Source organism: Cupriavidus sp. D384, assembly GCF_001652915.1.
Classification (GTDB): Bacteria; Pseudomonadota; Gammaproteobacteria; order Burkholderiales; family Burkholderiaceae; genus Cupriavidus.
The window spans coordinates 63,884-82,951 of record NZ_BBQI01000017.1; the positions used below are offsets into that span (position 1 = coordinate 63,884).

The 19,068-nt window shown below is 63.5% G+C and carries 25 protein-coding genes; 3 read left to right on the forward strand and 22 right to left on the reverse strand.

What is annotated here, in order from left to right:
- Positions 1–15 precede the first annotated feature (15 nt).
- The 17 genes from A9J21_RS07755 to A9J21_RS07830 all read right to left on the reverse strand — a co-directional run bounded on the left by A9J21_RS07755 (position 16) and on the right by A9J21_RS07830 (position 12,768).
- Complete coding sequence (locus tag A9J21_RS07755) at positions 16–1,917, reverse strand: tape measure protein (RefSeq protein ID WP_066733538.1); 1,902 nt, start codon at positions 1,915–1,917, stop codon at positions 16–18.
- Positions 1,914–2,066: a hypothetical protein gene (locus tag A9J21_RS31905; protein ID WP_197497473.1), complete on the reverse strand. Its 153-nt coding sequence runs from the start codon at positions 2,064–2,066 to the stop codon at positions 1,914–1,916. The genes A9J21_RS07755 and A9J21_RS31905 overlap by 4 nt, the downstream gene beginning before the upstream one ends.
- Positions 2,066–2,542: a phage tail assembly chaperone gene (locus tag A9J21_RS07760; protein ID WP_082926294.1), complete on the reverse strand. Its 477-nt coding sequence runs from the start codon at positions 2,540–2,542 to the stop codon at positions 2,066–2,068. Before A9J21_RS07760 ends, A9J21_RS31905 begins: the two co-directional genes overlap by 1 nt.
- 11 nt (positions 2,543–2,553) lie before the next feature.
- The gene (locus A9J21_RS07765; protein WP_066733542.1) at positions 2,554–2,982 is read right to left on the reverse strand and encodes a phage structural protein; all 429 of its coding nucleotides are present in this window, start codon (positions 2,980–2,982) and stop codon (positions 2,554–2,556) included.
- A 12-nt stretch (positions 2,983–2,994) separates the two neighbouring features.
- Complete coding sequence (locus A9J21_RS07770) at positions 2,995–4,359, reverse strand: DUF3383 family protein (protein WP_066733544.1); 1,365 nt, start codon at positions 4,357–4,359, stop codon at positions 2,995–2,997.
- A gap of 60 nt (positions 4,360–4,419) precedes the next feature.
- Positions 4,420–4,929 (reverse strand): LIC_12616 family protein, encoded by a 510-nt coding sequence (locus A9J21_RS07775; protein WP_066733546.1) that lies wholly within the window; start codon positions 4,927–4,929, stop codon positions 4,420–4,422.
- Positions 4,926–5,288 (reverse strand): hypothetical protein, encoded by a 363-nt coding sequence (locus A9J21_RS07780; RefSeq protein WP_066733548.1) that lies wholly within the window; start codon positions 5,286–5,288, stop codon positions 4,926–4,928. Before A9J21_RS07780 ends, A9J21_RS07775 begins: the two co-directional genes overlap by 4 nt.
- Positions 5,288–5,743: a hypothetical protein gene (locus A9J21_RS07785; RefSeq protein WP_066733549.1), complete on the reverse strand. Its 456-nt coding sequence runs from the start codon at positions 5,741–5,743 to the stop codon at positions 5,288–5,290. Before A9J21_RS07785 ends, A9J21_RS07780 begins: the two co-directional genes overlap by 1 nt.
- Positions 5,718–6,119, reverse strand: a complete 402-nt coding sequence (locus tag A9J21_RS07790) for a DUF4054 domain-containing protein (RefSeq protein ID WP_066733551.1) — start codon at positions 6,117–6,119, stop codon at positions 5,718–5,720. The genes A9J21_RS07785 and A9J21_RS07790 overlap by 26 nt, the downstream gene beginning before the upstream one ends.
- A 2-nt stretch (positions 6,120–6,121) precedes the next feature.
- Positions 6,122–6,406, reverse strand: coding sequence for a HeH/LEM domain-containing protein (locus tag A9J21_RS07795; protein WP_066733553.1), 285 nt, complete (start codon positions 6,404–6,406; stop codon positions 6,122–6,124).
- Between the two features lies 1 nt (position 6,407).
- Positions 6,408–7,298, reverse strand: a complete 891-nt coding sequence (locus A9J21_RS07800) for a DUF2184 domain-containing protein (protein ID WP_231906851.1) — start codon at positions 7,296–7,298, stop codon at positions 6,408–6,410.
- A 144-nt stretch (positions 7,299–7,442) separates the two neighbouring features.
- Positions 7,443–7,883 carry a hypothetical protein gene (locus tag A9J21_RS07805; protein WP_231906852.1) on the reverse strand — a complete coding sequence of 147 codons (441 nt, stop codon included), beginning with the start codon at positions 7,881–7,883 and terminating at the stop codon, positions 7,443–7,445.
- Between the two features lie 2 nt (positions 7,884–7,885).
- Positions 7,886–8,956, reverse strand: a complete 1,071-nt coding sequence (locus A9J21_RS07810) for a DUF2213 domain-containing protein (RefSeq protein WP_066733557.1) — start codon at positions 8,954–8,956, stop codon at positions 7,886–7,888.
- Positions 8,957–8,975: 19 nt separating this feature from the next.
- Positions 8,976–9,773 (reverse strand): phage minor head protein, encoded by a 798-nt coding sequence (locus A9J21_RS07815; RefSeq protein WP_231906853.1) that lies wholly within the window; start codon positions 9,771–9,773, stop codon positions 8,976–8,978.
- Positions 9,757–11,034, reverse strand: coding sequence for a DUF1073 domain-containing protein (locus tag A9J21_RS07820; RefSeq protein ID WP_066733561.1), 1,278 nt, complete (start codon positions 11,032–11,034; stop codon positions 9,757–9,759). The genes A9J21_RS07815 and A9J21_RS07820 overlap by 17 nt, the downstream gene beginning before the upstream one ends.
- A gap of 9 nt (positions 11,035–11,043) precedes the next feature.
- Complete coding sequence (gene terL, locus A9J21_RS07825) at positions 11,044–12,435, reverse strand: phage terminase large subunit (protein ID WP_066733563.1); 1,392 nt, start codon at positions 12,433–12,435, stop codon at positions 11,044–11,046.
- Between the two features lie 3 nt (positions 12,436–12,438).
- Complete coding sequence (locus tag A9J21_RS07830) at positions 12,439–12,768, reverse strand: hypothetical protein (protein WP_156545735.1); 330 nt, start codon at positions 12,766–12,768, stop codon at positions 12,439–12,441.
- A gap of 168 nt (positions 12,769–12,936) precedes the next feature.
- Here A9J21_RS07830 and A9J21_RS07835 point away from each other — a divergent pair, with 168 nt between their 5' ends.
- A complete protein-coding gene (locus A9J21_RS07835; RefSeq protein WP_066733565.1) occupies positions 12,937–13,437 on the forward strand; it encodes a hypothetical protein in 501 nt (166 codons plus the stop codon).
- Here the strand turns inward: A9J21_RS07835 and A9J21_RS07840 are convergent.
- Positions 13,418–14,758, reverse strand: coding sequence for a site-specific DNA-methyltransferase (locus A9J21_RS07840; RefSeq protein WP_066733566.1), 1,341 nt, complete (start codon positions 14,756–14,758; stop codon positions 13,418–13,420). The genes A9J21_RS07835 and A9J21_RS07840 overlap by 20 nt on opposite strands.
- Positions 14,759–15,100: 342 nt before the next feature.
- On the opposite strand from A9J21_RS07840, the gene A9J21_RS07845 reads away from it, so the two are divergent.
- A complete protein-coding gene (locus A9J21_RS07845; protein WP_066733567.1) occupies positions 15,101–15,418 on the forward strand; it encodes a hypothetical protein in 318 nt (105 codons plus the stop codon).
- A 41-nt stretch (positions 15,419–15,459) separates the two neighbouring features.
- Here A9J21_RS07845 and A9J21_RS07850 read toward each other — a convergent pair whose 3' ends face one another.
- Both A9J21_RS07850 and A9J21_RS07855 read right to left on the reverse strand, forming a co-directional pair.
- Entirely contained in the window at positions 15,460–16,203 is a 744-nt protein-coding gene (locus tag A9J21_RS07850; RefSeq protein WP_156545737.1) for a hypothetical protein, read from the reverse strand.
- A 4-nt stretch (positions 16,204–16,207) separates the two neighbouring features.
- On the reverse strand, positions 16,208–17,281 hold the full coding sequence (locus tag A9J21_RS07855) for a DUF1376 domain-containing protein (RefSeq protein ID WP_082926295.1): 1,074 nt from the start codon (positions 17,279–17,281) through the stop codon (positions 16,208–16,210).
- 73 nt (positions 17,282–17,354) lie between these two features.
- Between A9J21_RS07855 and A9J21_RS07860 the strand changes: the two genes are divergently transcribed.
- Positions 17,355–17,999 carry a hypothetical protein gene (locus tag A9J21_RS07860; RefSeq protein ID WP_156545739.1) on the forward strand — a complete coding sequence of 215 codons (645 nt, stop codon included), beginning with the start codon at positions 17,355–17,357 and terminating at the stop codon, positions 17,997–17,999.
- A 44-nt stretch (positions 18,000–18,043) separates the two neighbouring features.
- Here A9J21_RS07860 and A9J21_RS07865 read toward each other — a convergent pair whose 3' ends face one another.
- Positions 18,044–18,397, reverse strand: coding sequence for a hypothetical protein (locus A9J21_RS07865; protein ID WP_066733575.1), 354 nt, complete (start codon positions 18,395–18,397; stop codon positions 18,044–18,046).
- A 202-nt stretch (positions 18,398–18,599) separates the two neighbouring features.
- Positions 18,600–18,905 carry a helix-turn-helix transcriptional regulator gene (locus A9J21_RS07870; protein WP_066733577.1) on the reverse strand — a complete coding sequence of 102 codons (306 nt, stop codon included), beginning with the start codon at positions 18,903–18,905 and terminating at the stop codon, positions 18,600–18,602.
- Positions 18,906–19,068: the final 163 nt, after the last annotated feature.

A 19,068-nucleotide genomic window follows, 5' to 3' on the forward strand; every position in this document is an offset into this window, starting at 1 on the left:
CACTCCGTTTGTTGGTCAGGCCGCCGCTTCCACGCCAGGTGGCAACGGCGCTCGACCACCTCGGCTCGCCCGGTCCATGCCACGCTGAGTCGCCGCGGCTACTGCGGCCGGCTCCGCGTTGGCGGCGTTGACCGTCACGTGGTTCGTCTGGTTGACCGTGGTGCCGCCGGCAGCGCCATGCGACTGGCGCTGGATCGTGCCCGGCGACGTAATGGGTGTGCCGCCTGCAACCCAGCTCGCTGCGCGCCGCATCCAGTTCGGTATCCGGACGCCGGCGATTCGCTCGCCAATCCAATCCGAAATAGCCTTGCCAATGCCCTTGATCCAGTTCAGCGCCTGGTCGTAGAAGCTTTTCATCGACGCTTTGGCCGAATCCCACACTTCGCCAGCCCACGCCTTGATATCTTCCCAATGCTTGTAGATGTAGACACCGAGTGCGATCACCGCCGCTATGGCGGCGGCGATCAGCACTGCCGGCCAGCCGACGATGGCAGCCAGCCCCGCGACGAGCATGGCGGCGCCACGCACGAGCCAGAAAATGCCTTTCCCAATACCGAAGATCAGGCGAAACACGGCGAACAGCGGTTTCGCCAAGCCGACAACCAGGGTGGCTACGGTGCCCCATTTCGCCAGCCACGGCGCAAGCTGTTCCCCCGCTCCGCCGAGCGCATCCTTGATCGCGTCGACCGCCTGCCGGATCCGTTCAAACGTGTCGTGCCACTGTTCGGCCGGCCCCAGCAGGTCGCCTATGACCGAATCCCCGCCCTGCAGCCAGACCCAGATGTCCTGACCGATCAGGTAAATGCTGGCAAGCAGCGCCGCCATGCGGAGGAAGGGCCAGAGCGCAGCCATCGAAATCGTGCGCAACCGGATCATGGCGGCCTGCAGCAGCCTGGTCGCCGTCGTCGCAGCGAGGATGCGCCGGCGCATCACCACCAGGCCGGTGGACGCGCCGATTAGCACGACCAGCTTCAGCACCTCGGCGAGGTTACGGGCAAGCCACTCCACGGCCGTCGAGAAGCGGCGCGCGGCGCCGGTGGCGCGGTTCAGCGCGGCGATCTGCCGGCCGACGGCATTCTTGAGCACGACCATGGCGCCGCCAAACGTCTTCGGCATCCTTTCGAACTCGGCGTTGATCTTGTTTGCCTGGCGCAGTAAGCCTGCGGCCAATTCCCGGCTCGTCAACCTGCCCGCCTTGCCGAGGTCGCGCAGTTCGCCGACGGTCACGCCGAAGGCATCCGCAATTGCCAGCGCGAGGCGCGGCGCCTGCTCGATGATCGAATTCAGCTCATCGCCGCGTAGGGAGCCGGCCCCAAGCGCCTGCCCCAGCTGCAGCAGCGCGGCCTGCTGAGATCCGGCGTCGCCGCCGCCAATGGTCATCGCCTTGCCGATGATCTCGGTCAGGCCCAGGGAATCTGTCAGCTGCAGGCCGAGCGGGCCGGCGTTGCGTTGCACCTTCTGGAACAGATCGCCGGTGGCCGCGTAAGCCTGACGCGTGCGCTGGGCGATGGCGTAGATCTCCTTCAACGCAGCCTTCCGCTCCGCCACGCTGTCGGTGCTCAGTGCGACGCGCCCTTCGACGCCCGCCCATTCGTCGGCAATTCTGGTCGCAGACATGACCGACATGCCGGCAACTATCGTGCGCACGAGCCCGGCGATCTGCGTGTAGCCCTGCCGCATCTCGCGCGCCGTCTCTACACCACGCCGCTGCGCCCGGTTGAGCGCTTGCTGACCTGACAGCACGTCCCGCAACCCCTGCCTGGCACCCTGCGCGAATCCTGCCCCAAACTCCGTGACGGTGCGCGCAGCAGCGCGGGCCCTTGCTGCAACCTGCCGGGCCGCTGCCTGGTACTTGCGAAGATCCGAGTTGTCGACCTTGTACCGAAGGACGGTGACCAGTTCGCGAATGGCATTCATCTCGACTGTGCCTTCTTGTATGCCGCCGCCTCTGCCGCTTCCTCGGCATCGAGCAACGCATTGAGTTTCAACAGGTCCACCAGATCAGCCACGCCGCCCTTCACCTCGGTCAGCGATACCTTGCCGCGGTGAATCGGCCGCCAGATCATCAGTTCGGTTTCGAAGTCATCCCGGAACCTGCCGACAGCCTGGCCCTCAGTTTTTGGGCCCCGCCAAAACGGTCGGCCCAGCGCAGCAAAAAATCCGCGAAGTTGATCCTGATGACGTGGTACATCAGTTCAAGAATGTCGCCAGGGTCGCGGAAAGCGACCAGACGCGTCGCCGCGTCAAGCGCCGTGTCACGCCCATTGATCGTCACGGAGATGTGCTTCTCATCCAGCAGGCGCTCGGCCCACTGCATGATCGTCTTGCCATCCAGCTTCTCCGACAGCGCGCGAAATGCCTGGACCAATCCATCGTCACCGGTGATGCCCGCCTCCACCGCGCCGGCAGTGACAGGATCGTCGGTCGCCTGCAGAAGATGGCCGGCCGCTGGCAGAATCTCGCGCTGCAGATCGAAGAACATTGGCAGCGCCCGAAACGGATCGAACTTCTGGACGTGAAACTCGACGTCGCCGATCCTCATGCTTTGTCGCATTACGTGTTTCCTCCCACAAAATACGTGCCGCCGCCTGTCTCGATGATCCATTCGCGCTCGCCCACTTCCTTGCCGAACTCCGAGGTGGGCAACTTGACGACCCACGCCTCGGAGGCGTGGAGCACAGATCGGCCCCGAAGGTCCGCTACAGCCACGGGGAAGAGGCCGTTGCCGCCGCTCAGGCGGTCTGCCTGAAGCAGCGAAGACAGCAGGTCGTTGCTGCGGCTCGTCTGCAGCAGCTTGATCGTGACACGGCAACGGCGGTCGCTCGACATGGCGCGCGCGACCTCCCCGTCGGCTCCCGCCTTCGATGTCACGCCGTCGCCCAGTTCCTCGATGCCGATGAAACTGTCTTCCGCAAAGCCTGACAGCGTGGCCGCCCCGACCGTGACATTGATGCGGGCGGGATCATAGGTGTGTGTGGTCATGCCTGGTTCCGGTTACAGGGAATAGGTCAGGTTGCCCTTGATGTTGACGGCGTGGATGGCCCCGGCCAGGCGTGCCGTGAAACCAACGTCGTACAACATCCGGCTGGCCTTGTCGTTGAACGGCACGCTTGCCGCGCGCGGGGCCACAATCGTGTACGAGGGAATGGTCCGCCCATCCTCGTCGACCTCTGCAGGCGCGATGCCTCCACGCGTGACGCCAAGGTCCAGCGCCTGCCGCATTGCAGTGGTGATGACCTCGATGCCGGAGTCCGTGAAGGGCACCTTGCCCTGACGGTTGCGCAGGTTCACCAGCGCCGACATGACATTGACCTTGATCGCTTCGGCCAGCCAGTCGCGGAAGCGAATCACGTCGATCCATTCGCCAGATGCGACTTTTCCGCCCTGTGTGATAGCGAAGTTGCGGAACGGCTCGAACGTGTTGACGTTTTTGAACTGTGCCCCACTGGATTCACCCTCCGTGAGGTTGTCTGTCGTGATGCCAGCGAGCTTGACGTCTGCCCATGTCTCCGACCCCGGGTAGAACGTGAACCGGTTTGCCGAGACGGCGGCCTCCAGCCATTCTTCCGCCGCCCGAGCGTGGTACCAGATATGCGTCCGGAAGTACTGCTTCGCTGCAAGCCGGGAAGCGAGATCCTCATACGTACTGGCGTCGAGGGTGCCCCGCGACGCCAGGGCAGCGCCGAAGAGCTTCCCGTTGGACTCGGCCCATTCCGCCGCAGCAAGGATGTCGGCTTCCGCACGGCTCGCGATACAGATGCCATACCATGAGTCGGCTTCGCGTTTGCACTCGGAAAGCGCCCATGTCACCAGTTCTCGGCTGGCCGGCTCGGCAATGGTCATGTTCCGACTGACCTGCACCACGAACGGCGTACCTTCGACCTTTGCGACGATGCTCAGCTCCGGCCCCACCGTCACTGCGGTGAGCGGCGCCTTCGTTGCCGTGACAGCAGCTGCCAGCGCCTGCGCGATGGCTTCCGGCGTATCGCCTGCCTTGCCCTCGACCGCCACGGTTTCGATCCACTGTTCCTCGCGCGCAACAAACCAATGTAGCGTGATGCTGTAGGACGCTTCCCTCGCTTCGCGAATGGTCACAGAAACCTCGTCGACATGCTGACGACCGATGAAACACCGGGATAGTGTCGGAATCTGCTTGAACACGTCCCGGACTGCTTTGTACACCGGGCTCCTCTCGGAAATGCCCAGATCCAGCAGTTGGTCGGCTTCAGTCACCGCCATCACGCGCGGCAACGCCGCCGCATGCGGGCCCAGCACCAGCAGATCCGAAAAAGACTGCTCCTTGATTGCCGTCGTGTTCAGACTGATCTGAACGTTGACGATTCGATCGATGTTCGCCATGCATGGCTCCGAGAATGACAAAGGCCGCTCAGAGGCGGCCTTCTCATGAATTGTGTTTGACTATCCGCCGTTGACCGCAATCTCCGGAGCGCCGGCGCGGCCTCCCCTCATCTCGCCCCTCGCCCCAATCCGCTCGATCACGCCGACTTCATCGGTCAGGGCAACGGCGTACCGGATACCCAGTTCGACTATGGCGCGGGGCTCATAGGTCGTCCCGCCGCGCAAGACAGGTATCGACCTGATTTCCCCCACATCGAACACGGCGAGACGCAGCGCTTCCGACTTTGCCATCCCGTCGGCCATACCGAGACGAAGCACCAGGCAATCCAGCGCATGGAAGCTGCCCTTGCCGAAGCACTGCAGTTCCACTCCGGCGTCACGATGCGCCGACACGACCTGCAAACCAGCTTCGTCCACGTCGCCGCGGCACACGGGAAACGGACGCGCATTCCCGATCCGAAGCTGTATGTAGGGCTTATCCGGGCGAGGTCCGCTCTCGTCTGCGAAGATGACCGGAACGTTGCCTGCCACGGCCAGCAACAGCTCGCGTATTGCGTTGTCCGGCGTCACGCCTCGACCTCCAGCACCGCCAGGTATCGGTAGTGCGGGATGACCCCGGACTGCCACGGGTTCATCGCCACAACCAGGTAATCGCCCGGGCGGGGCCCACCCCGCCAGACAATCAAGTCACCGTTCAGGCGATCCGCACCTGCCACATTCAGCATCGCGTCCGTGTAGATGCGCACCATGGCGTCGATGCGCCGACCTTCGGACAGGGCCTGCATCCCGTCATAGTCAGCGCGATGGGCTGGCTGCACAGACGCCAGTACGGTGACCAGCGGTGCTTCGGCGCCATCGAGCCAGCGCCCCGCTTGCCACCGGCCCGCGGCGCGGCGTCGGATCTGCACTGGTTTCCGGAAGCTGCTCATCAGATCCTCTCGTACCGGATCGCGCGGACGAAGTTGGCATGATCGATCAGCGGCGTATCGCTGCCCTTCCTCTCGATCGTTCCCGGTTTGTTCGGGACTGCCCATGCCTTGGACTGCTGGACATGAGCCCTCTGGTTCTTCTCGACGAACTGGCCCAGCTGCTCCAGCGCAGTCGCCGGATTTGCGCCGTCGGACACCGCGCCCGCTTGACGCTCCATCGCCATGCCAATCACCTTCACGTTCTTCTCGAAGAAATCGCGGAAGGCAGGCCTTGCCGGAGCATGTTCGGTACCGAACTCGTTGAAGATGGCTGCGTCGAGGATGTCGACGCCGCTGGCCGGATCTTTGCCAGCGTTTGACTGGATGCCGACCTTCACGCCGCGCCGTGCCAACGCCGACTGCCTTTTGACGAACTTCGCCAGGCCACGGTCAACGATCTTGACATCGGCACCCATGGGACACCTTCGCTGCGACAATCGCGCCAAAGCCGCACAGCGCCGCAAGCTGCTCATACCGGGCGCGGAAGCCCATCGGATCAGCGATGCTGCCGTTTCCTCCGCCGTCATGTGTGTACGAACGCGCCAGATCGCCCTCCTTCTCGCTGGCAATGCCGGCCGGCACCACGCCGATGGCTTGCACGGTAGCCGTCTGCTGCTGCCGGCCGTAGAGCAGCCACGCCGCGTACCAGACCTGGGCTTCGTCCTGTTTAACCTCAGGCAGGCACCACGGTCGATAGCTGGCAGCAAGGGCCAGCGCGGCTTCCTGGTCAGCGTCCGGCGCGCCGGCTACGGCCGGCGCCAGAAAGCCCAACAGTTTCAGGGTCGCGGCCATTGCTACTGCGCCTTCGTCTGGTCGTACAGCGCCTGCAGTTCAGACTTGCGAGCGTTTTCGGGGAAGTCGATCCCGCGCGCCATCAGGGCTTCTTTCAGCTCGACGACGGTTTCGGGCACAACGCCGTCGGGATCATCCCCCGTTGGCGCTCCGAGCAGAACGCCGCGCGCCAACAGCCGCTGCACGCCGCTGTGTTCTGGATCTACCTCGCCGACGCCGAGAGGCGGGATGATGACAGCGCCACCGATGGAAACGACGCACGCCGCCGTGTTCTTCACTTTAATCATTTCAGAACTCTGCTTTGGAAAGGGCCAACGGGTAATACACGGTCACGCCGGCGGTACGTGCCAGGCACGGCACAACCAACTCGAGATTTCGGGCCTGCGCGGGAAGCTGGTTGAATGGCATGGGGTTCTCCATGCTCAGGTTGTCCTCGCTGTACTCGTACATCAGCGTCAGCGGAGCGCCGCTTACATTCTGCAGTTCCGGTGCTTCTTCGATCTTCAGGCCCGGATGCTTTTTCTGGAAGAATTCCCCCACCGTCTTGCCTTGGGAGTCGGAAACCCGCCGCGAGAACAGCAGCGAGTGCTCGATGCTCGGCAATGCCCAGAGCGTGGGTGTATGCACGCCACGGGACTGCAGCCGGACGGTGTTGTAGAGCGCGTCGGCGTCTTCCAGCATCTCGTCGCCGGTGCGATTGTGATTCGCCCAGTCGCCGTGAGGCAGCACCGTGAAGCCGATGTTGGGATGCGTGATCAGCCCGTAAAGTCCGAAAGCCGGGTCGCCGATCATCGCAATCTGGTTTTGCTTTACCTCGATGGCACGGCGCGCCGCATTGGCCTTCCGGGTCGGCAGATTGGCGCCCAGTTGCAGACTTGAGCGCAGCTCGGCGATGTTGTAGCCGTAGCTGTCGCCGATATCCTTGATGCGGACGGTCTTCTCCTCGCCCTTCACATCGGCGCGCGGCAGATCGTCGGCATAGTTGGCGACAATCTTGGCCATACCGACCTGGTCATAGATGCGATAGGTAAAGGTCTCCGCCCATTCGGGCACCTCGGAGGATTGGGGAACGAGCCGCAGGCCGTTCATAGGCGGCAGCTTGCGGTCATAGGTGCGGGACTTCACGTAGTCCAGCTGGCGAGCCGCGAAGATCGATTCGTCCTGGCGCAGTCCGCCCATCTGCGGAGCGAATTCCCGCACCGCAGCCAGATCGGCTTCGTCGTAGTGAACGTGTGGCATGGTTTCCTCTTGGAAATGAAATCGGCCCGCACAAGGCGGGCCGTGATTCCGGATTGCTTCGGGTAGCGTCGGGCGCCGCAGGCGTCAGGCCGCAAATGGGTGATGCAACTCGATCAGCGCGATTTCGACGCCGGTGGCGAGCGTCACCCTGCCGCTACGAAAAACCGCGTTCGGCAGGGCCAGCTCGCCATCGTCGGACACCATGCCGGTTGTCGAGAAGCGCACCGGTCGCCCCGGTGTGACGCCACCGCCCGCCGCCACGACGGCCCAGCCAGCGCCACGGCGCAGCACCGACGCACAGTCGGTCTTCCTGTACCGATTGACGTCGAAGGGGATAGTGTGGGTATGGAGGCTGAGCCCCGTGATCCGGGTGCCTGCGCCCGGCACTACCGCGCCTTCCGCGCTTTCGCCACAAATCAGCCCGAAACCGAGGTCCGCTCCAACGGGAAACGACTCCACCAGGTCATCGCGAGAATCCCCCTTCATGCCCGGGTAGGCTCGGTCCATCAGGTCCGAATACATCATGGTTACTGGCCTCCGTTGATGTTACCGATCATGCGTGCCCGCGCTGCAGCTGCCGATGCGCCGCCTCGGTCGTTGCCCTTGTCGGCGCCGTTCTCGCGAGGCTGTTCCCGCATGTCCAGACGCTGCTGGCCGATCGAATCGGTGCGTGCGACAGCTTCCTGACGGGCCAGGTCGTACGCTACCTCGACGTAGGCATCGGACTTGCCCGCGACGTCGAACCCGTCGCCGCGCACCGCGCGGATCACGGCTACCCGGATATCCTTGTCGGCCATATCCTGCTTGACCTCGACACCGCTGGCCTTGGCATCGGCTTCCAGCTTTAGGCGCGATGCCGCGGCGGCCTGCCCGTCCTTGCGAGCCTGCTCGACTTTGCCCGTCGCCTCGTCGGCGCGCGCCTTCTCGCTATCGGCCCGCGCTTCGGCGGCGTCAGCCCGCTTCATCTGCTCGCCTACCTGGCCGCGCAACTTTTCCAGTTCCTGGGCAACCTCGGGCGCGGCGTCGTAGGACAGGCCCGAGTCAAGCCGTACTTTGACAGTTGTCATCGTGCTTTCCTCTTCATCGATCAAATCGGCATCCGCCGCATCCAGATTCAGCCGCGCATTGCCCGCACGGCCGGCGCGCACCAGCGCCAGGTGGTTGTAGCGAATCCGGCGCTGCACCGCGTCATAGCGCCGTCCGTTCCATTCGCCAGGTGTCTCGTCCAGTTCCAGCGTATAGCCGGTAGAAAGCTCCTTCTTGCCGGCCGCGATGGGGGCCGTGTCATGCACCACGATATCGCCACGCGTGTCGTCGCCGTCCTGACGTCCCTCGGACAGCACCACTCCGACCGTGTGATGCTTGGCATTGCGGGCATTCACCAGGCCGGGGTGCCCATCGGTGATCGGCTTTGCCTTCAGGCTGGCCAACGTCTCCGGATGGAACACCTCTTCGGGCGGTCGCAGCTCGTATCGCGTTGTACCGTCGGTCTGGCGGTACGGGAACACGCCCACACGCGTCAGAATCGGCGAGTCGAGCAGGAAGCCCTCCGCCGTCGACGTCGCCTTCAGCGGCGTCGTGTCAAATCGCATTTCCATGGCTTGCCCTGGTGGAACATCAGTGGACAATCAACGCGTCGAGATCATCGAGCGACGGCAATACTGGCTCCGCCCAGCATCGGCAGCGGATCGGGTGACCGGGGTGGCCGTCCCCGGGAGGCTTGTCCCAGTCGAACGTCCGGCCTTCCCGCTCTACATGCGCGTCGCGCTCTCTCTGGTCCATGGCGCCACGCCAGCGATACTGACCGATGCCGACGTTCTGCTGTCGGTATCGGGTCAACTGGCCGTTCAGCTTCCCGATCTGGTCCTGCGCGATCAGCTCGGCGCGCTTTCTCGGAAGCCCGTAGGTGTCGCGAATCTCCCGGGTGACGGTGCGCAACGTCCTGCCCTGCTGCACGGCGGCCACCACCCTGCCTTCCAGCAGCTCAAGGTAGTGGGGTGCGATGGATTGAATCAGCCGAAGATTCTCGGCTTCCCAAACACGGCACAGCGCATCCAGCCCCGGCTCCGCCCGGAAGATATCGACGCCGTACGCCGCCCGCAGCACCGCGTGAAATTGCTGCCCGTTGAACGCGCGGACCTGCTCGCCGAAGATGCCGATGACCCGACGCAAGCGCGCCGCGTCCACCGTGGCAGCAGCGACGGCGGCGATCACGGCTTCATGCAGTGCGGTGTGCCAGGCGCCAGCGGCCGGACCATCTTCCGCATCGGCACGGATACCGGCCAAGGTCGGCATGACGATCCGCTCGATGGCCTCGGCGCTGCGCCGCGCGCAAGCGTCGACAAACCGCGCGTACTCCCGTGCAATGCCATTCGGGAACAGCCATTTGCGTGGACGTCTAGGTTTCCGCGGCATACTGCGCCGCCGCCCTGGCGTCTGCAGCGTTCGTATCGAGCCCATACATGCCTTTGGCCTTCAGGTGATCGGTGGCCTCCTGTTCGCTCAGAATGCCGCGATCGACCAGGCTGCCCAGCGCGTCGGCCTCGGAGGCCTCGGCGTCGGCCTGAGTCTTGCGCACGTCCGCCGCTTCCCTATCGGTCGGCGTTTCGAGCGCGGGCCAGACAATCGACCACTGGTCCGGCGCCTTGCCCGCAAGCTTCTTCTGGGCAGCTATCAAGGCGACAAGTCGCTCCAGGGCTGGCGCCGCCTTGTTCTGCCGCAGCCCTTCCACCAGGTCGTGAAGCGTCTCGAAATCCGCCTCGCCGGTCGCGTTCTGTCCAGCAGGCGAACGCCCGAAGAGCAGCGTCACCGGGATTCCCGTCTCTGCCGACAGCGCGATCTGGAACTCGTTGACGATCTCGCGAACACCGGCGACGTTGGTGTCTTCGATGCGGTACTCGTCCTCCGCATCGACGGCGACGGTGTTGCGTATGCCACGCACCGCATCCACCAGTCCAACCCGCTTCTGAACGACATCCTCCATCCTTGCCTGGATCAGCGCGGCCAGTCCTTTCATGCCATACACGGCCTGCTGTTTTCGCTCGAGTATGCCCAGCGCCAGCCGCAGAGACCGCTGGTAGTCCAGAATGGTCTGGTAAGGCCTGGCCGCCATGCTGCGCCCCGCCCATGGCACGCCCTTCAGCGCGGCAACGCGCCGTGGCAGCGGATCACCAGGTACCGGGATCAGCCGCGTTTCGTGAACGTAGAACTCTGCACTGGCGGCACCAGTGGCCTGCGTGCGCACCCGATACAACTCCGGCAGCCCAAAGTTCGCCTTGGTCGGGTCGCCATAACGCTGCTCCGTGGCCGAAATATCGTCCAGATCGAAAACCCTCAGTTCCTCGATCTGATCCAATGCCAAAGTGTTCAATGGCGATCGCAGCAGTCCGCCATCGTTGGCAACCACCACAATTCCCGCCCCGCCGGTCAGGCGCGCCCAGCGCAGCGCGTCTCCGATGGCAGGCAATACTCCGAGCCGGTCGAACTCGTTAGCCATGACCTGATCATTGTCGCCGTCAATCCGTATGCCGCGGGACACCGCCTTGTCCGCAGGCAGATCTACCACGCGCGCGAACAGCCCTCCGCTGGCATACAGTTCGGCATTGGCCTGCGGAAAATGCACCAGACCTGGCCGAATGCCGCCCAGCATCGCGGATTCATAGCCGTCGATTCTCATGTCTTTCCATCAGCTTGCCAGCGCCCTCGCACGCGCGATGTCATCGCCCATCGCGTTGAAGGCGCGGGACAGGCCATCGATTTGGTCATCGAAGGCGCCATGCGGAAACATGCGCATTTCGCCGATCAGCGCGTCGTTCCACGCCGCCTTGAGCATCCTTACATTGCCAACATTGACCTGCGCGGCAAAAGGTGCCGCGCGGGTTGCCTTGTCGCCGCTCTCGGTGGTGAAGGTGAACGGCACGCCGAATAGCTTCTTGGCCAGGTAAGCCGCCTGAGCCTTCCCGGCCTGCCCAGGATCCTGCGGGATCGACTGCATGACGCGCGCGCCATCCCGCCTGGCTGTCCCGACAAGCAGCCGTTCCACGTCCTCGGGGCCACCGCGCTCCCGCTGCATGTCTGCTATCCACAATGCTCCGTCCGGACTCCGTCCGAGCAGTGGGCCGGCGGTCCAGTCGCCAGCATCCTTGGTGGCGGCCAGATCCCAGCCCCGGATCAGTTCGAGCCCAGCCGGCAGCGCATCGACAATCTCGATGCGACTCGGCTTGAAGATCCCGCCGTCGCGCGGCGCCGGACTTTGCATGTACTGGCCGGCGAACACGTAGGCATTGGTCGCTTCCATCCGTGCCAGTTCGGTCGCGCTATGCTTTTCCAGCCAGAGCGGGCTGCCATCCGGGTTGCGCGCCGGGATACAGACGTGCTCCCAGCTTTCGCCGTTCCCGCCGCCCAGCAGCCACCCGGCAAGATCCCGCTCGTGCAGGCGCTGCATGATCAGGATGATCGGCGTGTCTGGAGTGTTCGTCCGGGATTCGAGCGTGTTCTGGAACCAGTCGATCACGCCTTCCCGCACCGTCTCGCTTTCTGCCTCGTCGGGCTTGTGCGGGTCATCGATGATGATGGCGCCTCCAAAGCCCTCGCGGTGCTTGCCAGCCCCGAACCCGGTAATGGACCCGCCAGAGCCAGTGGCATACATCACACCACCGGCGGTGGTCTTCCAGTCGTCCTTCGCCGATGACGAGGCATCCAGTTCCACATTGGGAAAAATCTCCCGGTAGGCAGGCACGTTCAGCATCTCGCGCGTGCCGGCGGAATTCTTCGCCGCCAGCTTCGCGCTGTATGACGTGTGGATGAACTCGGCGTCGGGATACTGGCCCAGCGTCCACGAAACGAAGTTCGGAACCGCCAGCTCGGTTTTGGAGTATCGCGGCGCCACGTTGATGATCAGCCGGCGACATTCACCGCGGAACACCCGCGTCAAGGCATCGCAAATCGTCTTATGCTGCGGCCCGCGCTTCCATTGGAAGCGACGCCGCTGGTAGAACATCCATCGGGTGTAGAAATAGAGGTCCTGGCGCGCCAGCTGCGCAGCGGCGAAACGCTCTTGCGCCGTGAACTCCCGCATCCATCAGACCTCATCGAGCAACTGCCGCGCGATATCGCGAAACTCGTCGGCAGACATGGCAACGCTCTGGATGGGCGCGCCATCCTTGCCCGTCACCTCGATCTTCTGCGCTTCCTTCCACCCGGCCTGACACTTCATCCAGAACATGCTGGCGATGACCGCGTCGCGGCCCTTCCCCATGGCGTGCTGGAACAGGTTCTGCGCCACCATGGCGTTGGCGAGCGCCTTGGCTTCCCTCAGCTCCGCCCGGAACGCCGCGCGCAGTGTCTTCGGATCCAGCGGCCGCCCGGTCTGCGGATTCTTGATCTTGGCCGCGATCATGTCCTGCGGCATGCCGCAGGCAGACATGGCGGCGACGGTGATGCGCTGCTTGTCGGTGGGGATGAAGGGTTTTCGGCCTGGCGTCCTTTCCGCGTCCTCCCTGTGTATCCCTCTTTCAGAAGGGTCCAGATTTGCCCATGCTCACCGATATGAAGGTGAGCATTGCAACCGTTACGGAAAATGAGCGCACACGAAACAGACATCCAGATTATTGCACCGGACTCTTCTCAGGAGCTTGCCAGGGCCGAGGCGTTTCAGATCTACTCCGCGTTAGCTCTCCAGCATTGGACATGGGTGCTGGAGGCATTGCGACAACTCGTGCTACTCGGTGGAGGCGGGCTGACCGGCACAGTCGCCCTCGCCGCAGGCGGAATGTTCGGTACGCACGGGTACTTTGCTGGTCTCGCCGTGGTGTTTTATGCTAGCAGCACGGTCCTTGCCTATACCGCTATCACCACAGGCTCGGATCGACTCCGGAACCTCCTAGATGAGCAGGGAGCTCTCCTCGACCGGAACACCGATCGCGCGCACAACATCGGAAAGGCACCCAAGTTGGTCGTCGTCGAACGCGTGCGCCTCGTTGCCACACTGCTATTCCTTGGCGCCTTCGTCGCTATGACGCTGGGTACGATGGGCTCATTGATGGGCTACGACATCATCGTCAAGCTGTTCCCTGCCTGAGCCAGGCCTTCACGGCCGCTAAAGAACGAGCGAGCACGCCGTTGGCGATCTCGTCCGTCACTCGAGGGACACCGGCGGCAGGTAAGGTAGTCACAATTCTTGCCGAGTCGCCAGCGAATTCCTCCCACCGCCGGATCACCACATCGCAATAGCGAGGGTCCAACTCCACCGCAACACACCGCCGGCCACGCTGCTCGCACGCTATCAGCGTTGAGCCGGATCCGGCAAACGGATCCAGCACCAGATCGCCAGCCTTCGAACTGTTGGTCAGCAGGTACTCCAGCATCTCCACCGGCTTCATGGTCGGATGGTCGTCATTCTTGGTCGGCCGATCGAAATTCCACACCGTCGACTGACTCCTGTCGCCGTGCCACACATGCGCCGCTCCCGGCTTCCAGCCGTACAACACCGGCTCATGCTGCCAGTGATAGTCCTGGCGCCCCAGCACAAACGACTGCTTCACCCAGACACAGCACTGGGCGAGCTTCAGTCCTGCCGCCTCGAAGGCCTGACGGAACGCGACGCCTTCCGTGTCGGCATGGAAAACATACACGCCGGCGCCCGGCCTGCATGCCGCAGCGATGTTCCTGAAGGCCGCTCCTAGAAATCCAGCGAACTCCCCGCTCGCCAGCGCATCATTGGCGATGCGCAGCCGCTTGGCTGTCCTGCCCTCATAGGCGACGTTGTATGGCGGGTCCGTGATGACCAGGTCGGCATGCGCGCCGGCCAGCAACCGGCTGAATGCGGATGGGTCCGTCGAATCTCCGCAGAGCAACCGGTGCTCTCCCAGTTGCCAGATGTCGCCGGGCTTGCAGGTCGGTTCCGCTGGTGGCTCAGGAACGGCGTCGGGGTCGGTCAAGCCAGCGTCCAGGCGGCCGGGTCTCAGTCCGGCCAGCTCGTCGGCATCAAACCCTAGGAGGTTGATGTCGAAGCCGAGGTCGGCCAGTGCGTCGATTTCCTGTGAAAGAAGGTCCTCGTCCCAGTTTGCTGACTCCGCCAAGCGGTTGTCCGCGATGATGTAAGCGCGACGCTGGGCGACAGTCCAACCCGTGCAATCGAGCACGGGCACGGTGCCAGGCGGGATGATTTCGCCGTCAGGCAGGCGTATCGACTCGCCGCCCTCATAGATGCGTTTCGCCGCTTCAACACGAGCGTGGCCAGCGACGATGCCGCGGGCATCAGCCAGTACGGGCAGCGTCCAACCGAATTGCCTGAGGCTCTCCGCAATCTCGGCGATCTGGTCGGCCGTGTGTCGGCGAGCGTTTCGCTCGTAGGGCACCAGCGCGTGCACCAGACGAAATGTCGCCGCAAGTTGCGTCATAGGTTATCGGGGATAGCGAGGATCGGCCGGTGGTTGTGCCCTGGTAGCAACTGATCAGCTTCCATCTTTCTGCGCTCCCAACGTCTGTGGGGTTCAAGGCCCAGGCAAATGACCGATAAAACGCCGTGCAGCAAAAAGCCAGCGCCTGCGCACCATGATGCACTGACAGGACCCTGCGCTCGCCCACCCTTCGCAGCAGTCGGCGAGCGCGCCGTTCTAGAGGCGGAAACGCAAAAAGCCCGCTTGCGCGGGCTTCTTCAGGTGCAATTACTGCGATTCTGGCGTTAATTTAGGTCGATTGTCACAGCGCGTCAAGCTGAAATCTCAAACAAGGATCACACTATGCCAAAGGTCACGCTCGAACTGGGCTTCCCGATCGAATTCTCGAAGGTCGACTCCACGCTCACCATCCCGGGAAAAGGGGAACTCGTCATCAGCAAAGGCTCCGTAGAGTGGCTACCATCCGGCAACTCAGTCAACGGTCGCAGCTTCACTTATGCTCAGTTCGCCAAGGCGCTCGGAGCTGGCGGAACGCCCTTCAAATTTCAACGAATTACCCAAACCATCGAGAAGACGGTGGCGTTCAAAACCGACCCCAACGGCGCAAAGACAAAGCAAGTAGCTGCCAAGGCGATCAGGAAGAAGACCAAGACGACCTAATCGGGTGCTCGCGCGCGGCCTCTTGTAGCCGCGATTGTCCTTCACACGGGGGCGCGCGTTATTGCGCGCCCGGCCGCCGACCTGGCCCGACTGCCCTCATACTGCAGGTCATCCTCTGGCGACACCACCGCGTGCTCCTGAAACACCGCCCCCAACCGTTCAACCGCCCTCGCCTCCAGCGCCGCGCAATGCGACGCGATCCACTTCGCCGCGCGCTGGACCTTGCCTCGGTTCAGGCCCCATCTGTCCCCGATGTCGCGCACCGACATGCCATCCTTCTTGGTCTTTCTCGACGCGTAGTGCCGTGCGATGAGGTGGAAGACCGGTTCATAGGCATGGATTCCACACACCTCGCGGGCAAACCCGGTCAGGATCCGCACGCCTTCGAGCTTTTCGGGACCAATGCCATAGCGCGCCAGCACGGCGCCCAGTTCGGGGCGTGGCAACCGCGTGCGCACCGCGCTGGTCACCATCGCACACTGGCCGCGCACCTCCAGCATCTCCAGGCCACCAAAGTCGATTGACCCGGCACCCCGTTCGCCGCGCAGCTGCTGCAGCCACGACTGCTGCCTGGCATTGAGAAGCGGCACGCTTTCCATCGCGCGCATCAACGCGCGACGCATCTGCCCTTCTTCCATGGCCGGCTGCGAGAGGATCAGGAACGAGACATGCAATGCCTGCTCGGTGTACGAAAAGATCCCAGTTTCGGATTGGCTCGCGTCTGTTCTCAGCATTTTTATACTCGGGAAGAATGGGCCAGAATCGCCCGGAAAGTCTTGCAGCACCGGGCTAAGGACCAGCTGAGCGCATCGGGAAAAATCCGCCCCGCGCGTTCCAGATCCACGGGCCGTCGCCGGCCGCCTCGAAGACGCGGGCCTTGAAGTACGGGAATGGCTCGTCCTCGCCCTGGTGCACATCGAGCGTGGCACCGTGCGCGGTGATGCCCGATGCCGTGTCCCACCAGTCCCCGGCGCCACCCGCTGCGACCACCGATGGTGCGGCGTGGGCAGCGAGGATATCGGCCAGGATGACGTCGACCAGCCCGACGTTCAGTGGCTGTGCCGATTGTTCACGCCGTCGGCGATCGGCGGCTTTCACGATGGCCTGTCGCACATCTGCCATCGTGGCGCCCTCCTCCGCCCACCGTAGCAACCGGGCGTCCACCGGGCGGCAAGCGATGCCATGCCCCGCCAATGCTTCGGCGAAAGTCGCGGCGGCAGCTGGCGGCGACCCCGCTGCATCTGGCCCCTCGCGACCACTGCCGGTGGCGATGCCGCCGTTGCTTGGGTTTACATATCCCTGTCCCTCTCCCTGTCCCTTGGATGGCATTTCCCGGGGGACATTCGAGGGACACGGCGGCGATGTCCCCGGGGACAACCCCCTCTTGTCCCCTTGCGTGGGATCGGCATAGTCGGGGGACACGAAGTCATCGACCGAGGGACACAGGATGGATGTCCCGTGCCGCTGGTTATGTTTCTTGATCCTGGCGCATTCGGTCCTGTACCGCTGCAACTGCTTGGCCGACCACGCCTCTCGCGCCTTCTCCGCAACCACGGGGTGATAGAGGCGCCCATCGCCGCATTTGATCCAGCCGCGCAGCGCGCCGGGTCGGATCCGCAGCCATTCCTTGACCACGCGACCGAAGCCCGCCAACTGGGACAGCACGCGATCATCGTCAGGCAGCGACGCCGCCGGCAACTGATGCCACGACGCGCACCACAGCAGCACGGCGGCCCAGCAGGCTTCTGGCGACTCGAGCGCGGCCAGGTCGCTGTCGCGCAGGCGCACAACATCCAGCGGCATGAACTGGAAACTGCGGAGGTCGCAGTCGGGCGGTGTGAGGGGGTCAGGTGTTGCAGTCATTCACTTGCCGGGCGCCGGCCCAGACCGGCCGGATCGCTGTGCTAGGATCGCCGCCAAAATCAGGGAGATAAGAATGATTGATTGGCGCATTGGGGTCCGGATTCTCATCAGCATCGCTGCCGTCCTGCTTATTGCCGTCTTTGGCGCCACCTCCGGGAAATTTGCCGAATACGACCGCAATGCGATGGCGTCGTGGCTTCAGGCAATTGGCTCCATTGGCGCCATCCTTGGCGCAATATGGGTGGTCAGATATCAAGGCGATCTTGCACTGCGCGCGCGGCGCCAGGCATTCCTTGCTGTAGCTGAGGCAGCCAAAACCCGCGCCGACGATTTCGCCGCGCTTCTGGAAGGCAAGGACGCCCGACAATCGATGACCGTGCACTTTCACCAGTCGATTATTGATGGTTTGGTCGGTGCCCTCTCGGCCATGCCGGTCCACGAACTCAATTCGCGGGAGAGCGTGATTGCTATGCTGACCATCCGTGACCAAGTTGTGTTTCTCGGGAACTCGATCCGAACTCTCGTCGACGGTGCCTGGAAGCACCCCGAGATGCGCCCGGTGCTGGAGGAGGCTCGGGATGGTCATCCTGGTGAACCCAAAGACCTCCGCCCTCTCGGTGAAATGGTTCGTGAATTCGAACGCGTGCTCGCCGACAACGCCTTGAATCACGTGAACCTCATACGGGAGAACTATGATGTGCTCGTTCGCGAGGCCTGAATCGACACTAACTACCGGTAGGTCGAACGGCTGGATCCGGCCCGTCATAGTGTCCACCCCGCCCCGCGCGGCGCCATGCGCAGCTCCGCCGCCCGGCGCAATCCGCCCTCCCAACCAGTCAGCACACCGCGCCCCACAATCCGGTTCGTGTGAAACGTCTCGCGCGTGGCCACGAAATATTGGGCCATCCCGCCCATCACGAAAGCGCATGCAAGATGCCCGTCGCTTGCCAGGTCCTTGAGAATCTTCCGAGCGACCGGAACCTTGATTCCGAACCGGGAAGCAACCGCCGGTTCGTTCAGGCGATCGCCAGGATTCGCCCGAAAATGTTCAAGGATCTGCTGCGCCAGTTTCTGTTGCCGTTCGACGGTCGGACGTGTGCCCTTTCGCTCAAGCATTGAAAGCCTCCAGACAATAGGAAAGTTCGGGGGCGCTTGTTCGGTCTCAGGCGCACTCGACGTGCGCGGCCCGCCACGGGGCCATTGTGGGAAAAACGGGGCCAGCGGCCCGGCATGATGTGGATTCTCGTGAAACGCAGCGCCACTTCGCGCGGCATTCCAGCCGGCGCGGAAGTCGGCCAGGTCGAATAAACGTCGCATATCAGCCGCATCCCTTTCCGCACTGCCCCATGCTCATGCGGGCACATCGGCAGTTCGAGCCGATGACGTTGCCTTGCGCCAGGTAATCCATGTACTCGGCAGTCGTGACGACCAACCCCAACGCATGCAGTACTGCCGCCAGCTTGGTAATGACGATGCCAGTGTCGCCGTTCTTCACCTTGTTTGGCATTGACTCGCTCCAACCAGTGGCGTCGCAAAGCTTGGCCTGGAGCCTGGGATCGCTGCACGCCTCGCGTAGCTTCGCCAGGATGATGTCGTCGCCGGCCAGGGAAACTGGGTTGTTCATGACTGTTCCGAAGCGTTCTTTACGTTGGGAATGCAGCCGAACACGCGAGGCCGTACGCTGCAGGGGTGATGCAGGCGCGCCTGCCCCGCCGTCACCCGTGCATGGAGACGGAGCCCGAGCCTTCCGCCTGCGCAACACAAGCGGGCCGGCGCGAATAGCAAAA

Coding starts and splice junctions, on each gene's coding strand:
- A9J21_RS07865 (WP_066733575.1), bottom strand. CDS start 18,397: ATGCTTGAGCGAAAGGGCACACGTCCGACCGTCGAACGGCAACAGAAA.
- terL (WP_066733563.1), bottom strand. CDS start 12,435: ATGCGGGAGTTCACGGCGCAAGAGCGTTTCGCCGCTGCGCAGCTGGCG.
- A9J21_RS07800 (WP_231906851.1), bottom strand. CDS start 7,298: ATGGGCGGACTGCGCCAGGACGAATCGATCTTCGCGGCTCGCCAGCTG.
- A9J21_RS07815 (WP_231906853.1), bottom strand. CDS start 9,773: ATGCCGCGGAAACCTAGACGTCCACGCAAATGGCTGTTCCCGAATGGC.
- A9J21_RS07855 (WP_082926295.1), bottom strand. CDS start 17,281: ATGACTGCAACACCTGACCCCCTCACACCGCCCGACTGCGACCTCCGC.
- A9J21_RS07760 (WP_082926294.1), bottom strand. CDS start 2,542: ATGAGGATCGGCGACGTCGAGTTTCACGTCCAGAAGTTCGATCCGTTT.
- A9J21_RS07755 (WP_066733538.1), bottom strand. CDS start 1,917: ATGAATGCCATTCGCGAACTGGTCACCGTCCTTCGGTACAAGGTCGAC.
- A9J21_RS07835 (WP_066733565.1), top strand. CDS start 12,937: ATGAGCGCACACGAAACAGACATCCAGATTATTGCACCGGACTCTTCT.
- A9J21_RS07795 (WP_066733553.1), bottom strand. CDS start 6,406: ATGATTAAAGTGAAGAACACGGCGGCGTGCGTCGTTTCCATCGGTGGC.
- A9J21_RS07860 (WP_156545739.1), top strand. CDS start 17,355: ATGATTGATTGGCGCATTGGGGTCCGGATTCTCATCAGCATCGCTGCC.
- A9J21_RS07820 (WP_066733561.1), bottom strand. CDS start 11,034: ATGAGAATCGACGGCTATGAATCCGCGATGCTGGGCGGCATTCGGCCA.
- A9J21_RS07845 (WP_066733567.1), top strand. CDS start 15,101: ATGCCAAAGGTCACGCTCGAACTGGGCTTCCCGATCGAATTCTCGAAG.
- A9J21_RS07785 (WP_066733549.1), bottom strand. CDS start 5,743: ATGGGTGCCGATGTCAAGATCGTTGACCGTGGCCTGGCGAAGTTCGTC.
- A9J21_RS07805 (WP_231906852.1), bottom strand. CDS start 7,883: ATGATGTATTCGGACCTGATGGACCGAGCCTACCCGGGCATGAAGGGG.
- A9J21_RS07810 (WP_066733557.1), bottom strand. CDS start 8,956: ATGGAAATGCGATTTGACACGACGCCGCTGAAGGCGACGTCGACGGCG.
- A9J21_RS07830 (WP_156545735.1), bottom strand. CDS start 12,768: ATGCCGCAGGACATGATCGCGGCCAAGATCAAGAATCCGCAGACCGGG.
- A9J21_RS07870 (WP_066733577.1), bottom strand. CDS start 18,905: ATGAACAACCCAGTTTCCCTGGCCGGCGACGACATCATCCTGGCGAAG.
- A9J21_RS07770 (WP_066733544.1), bottom strand. CDS start 4,359: ATGGCGAACATCGATCGAATCGTCAACGTTCAGATCAGTCTGAACACG.
- A9J21_RS07840 (WP_066733566.1), bottom strand. CDS start 14,758: ATGACGCAACTTGCGGCGACATTTCGTCTGGTGCACGCGCTGGTGCCC.
- A9J21_RS07790 (WP_066733551.1), bottom strand. CDS start 6,119: ATGGCCGCGACCCTGAAACTGTTGGGCTTTCTGGCGCCGGCCGTAGCC.
- A9J21_RS07780 (WP_066733548.1), bottom strand. CDS start 5,288: ATGAGCAGCTTCCGGAAACCAGTGCAGATCCGACGCCGCGCCGCGGGC.
- A9J21_RS31905 (WP_197497473.1), bottom strand. CDS start 2,066: ATGATCTGGCGGCCGATTCACCGCGGCAAGGTATCGCTGACCGAGGTG.
- A9J21_RS07765 (WP_066733542.1), bottom strand. CDS start 2,982: ATGACCACACACACCTATGATCCCGCCCGCATCAATGTCACGGTCGGG.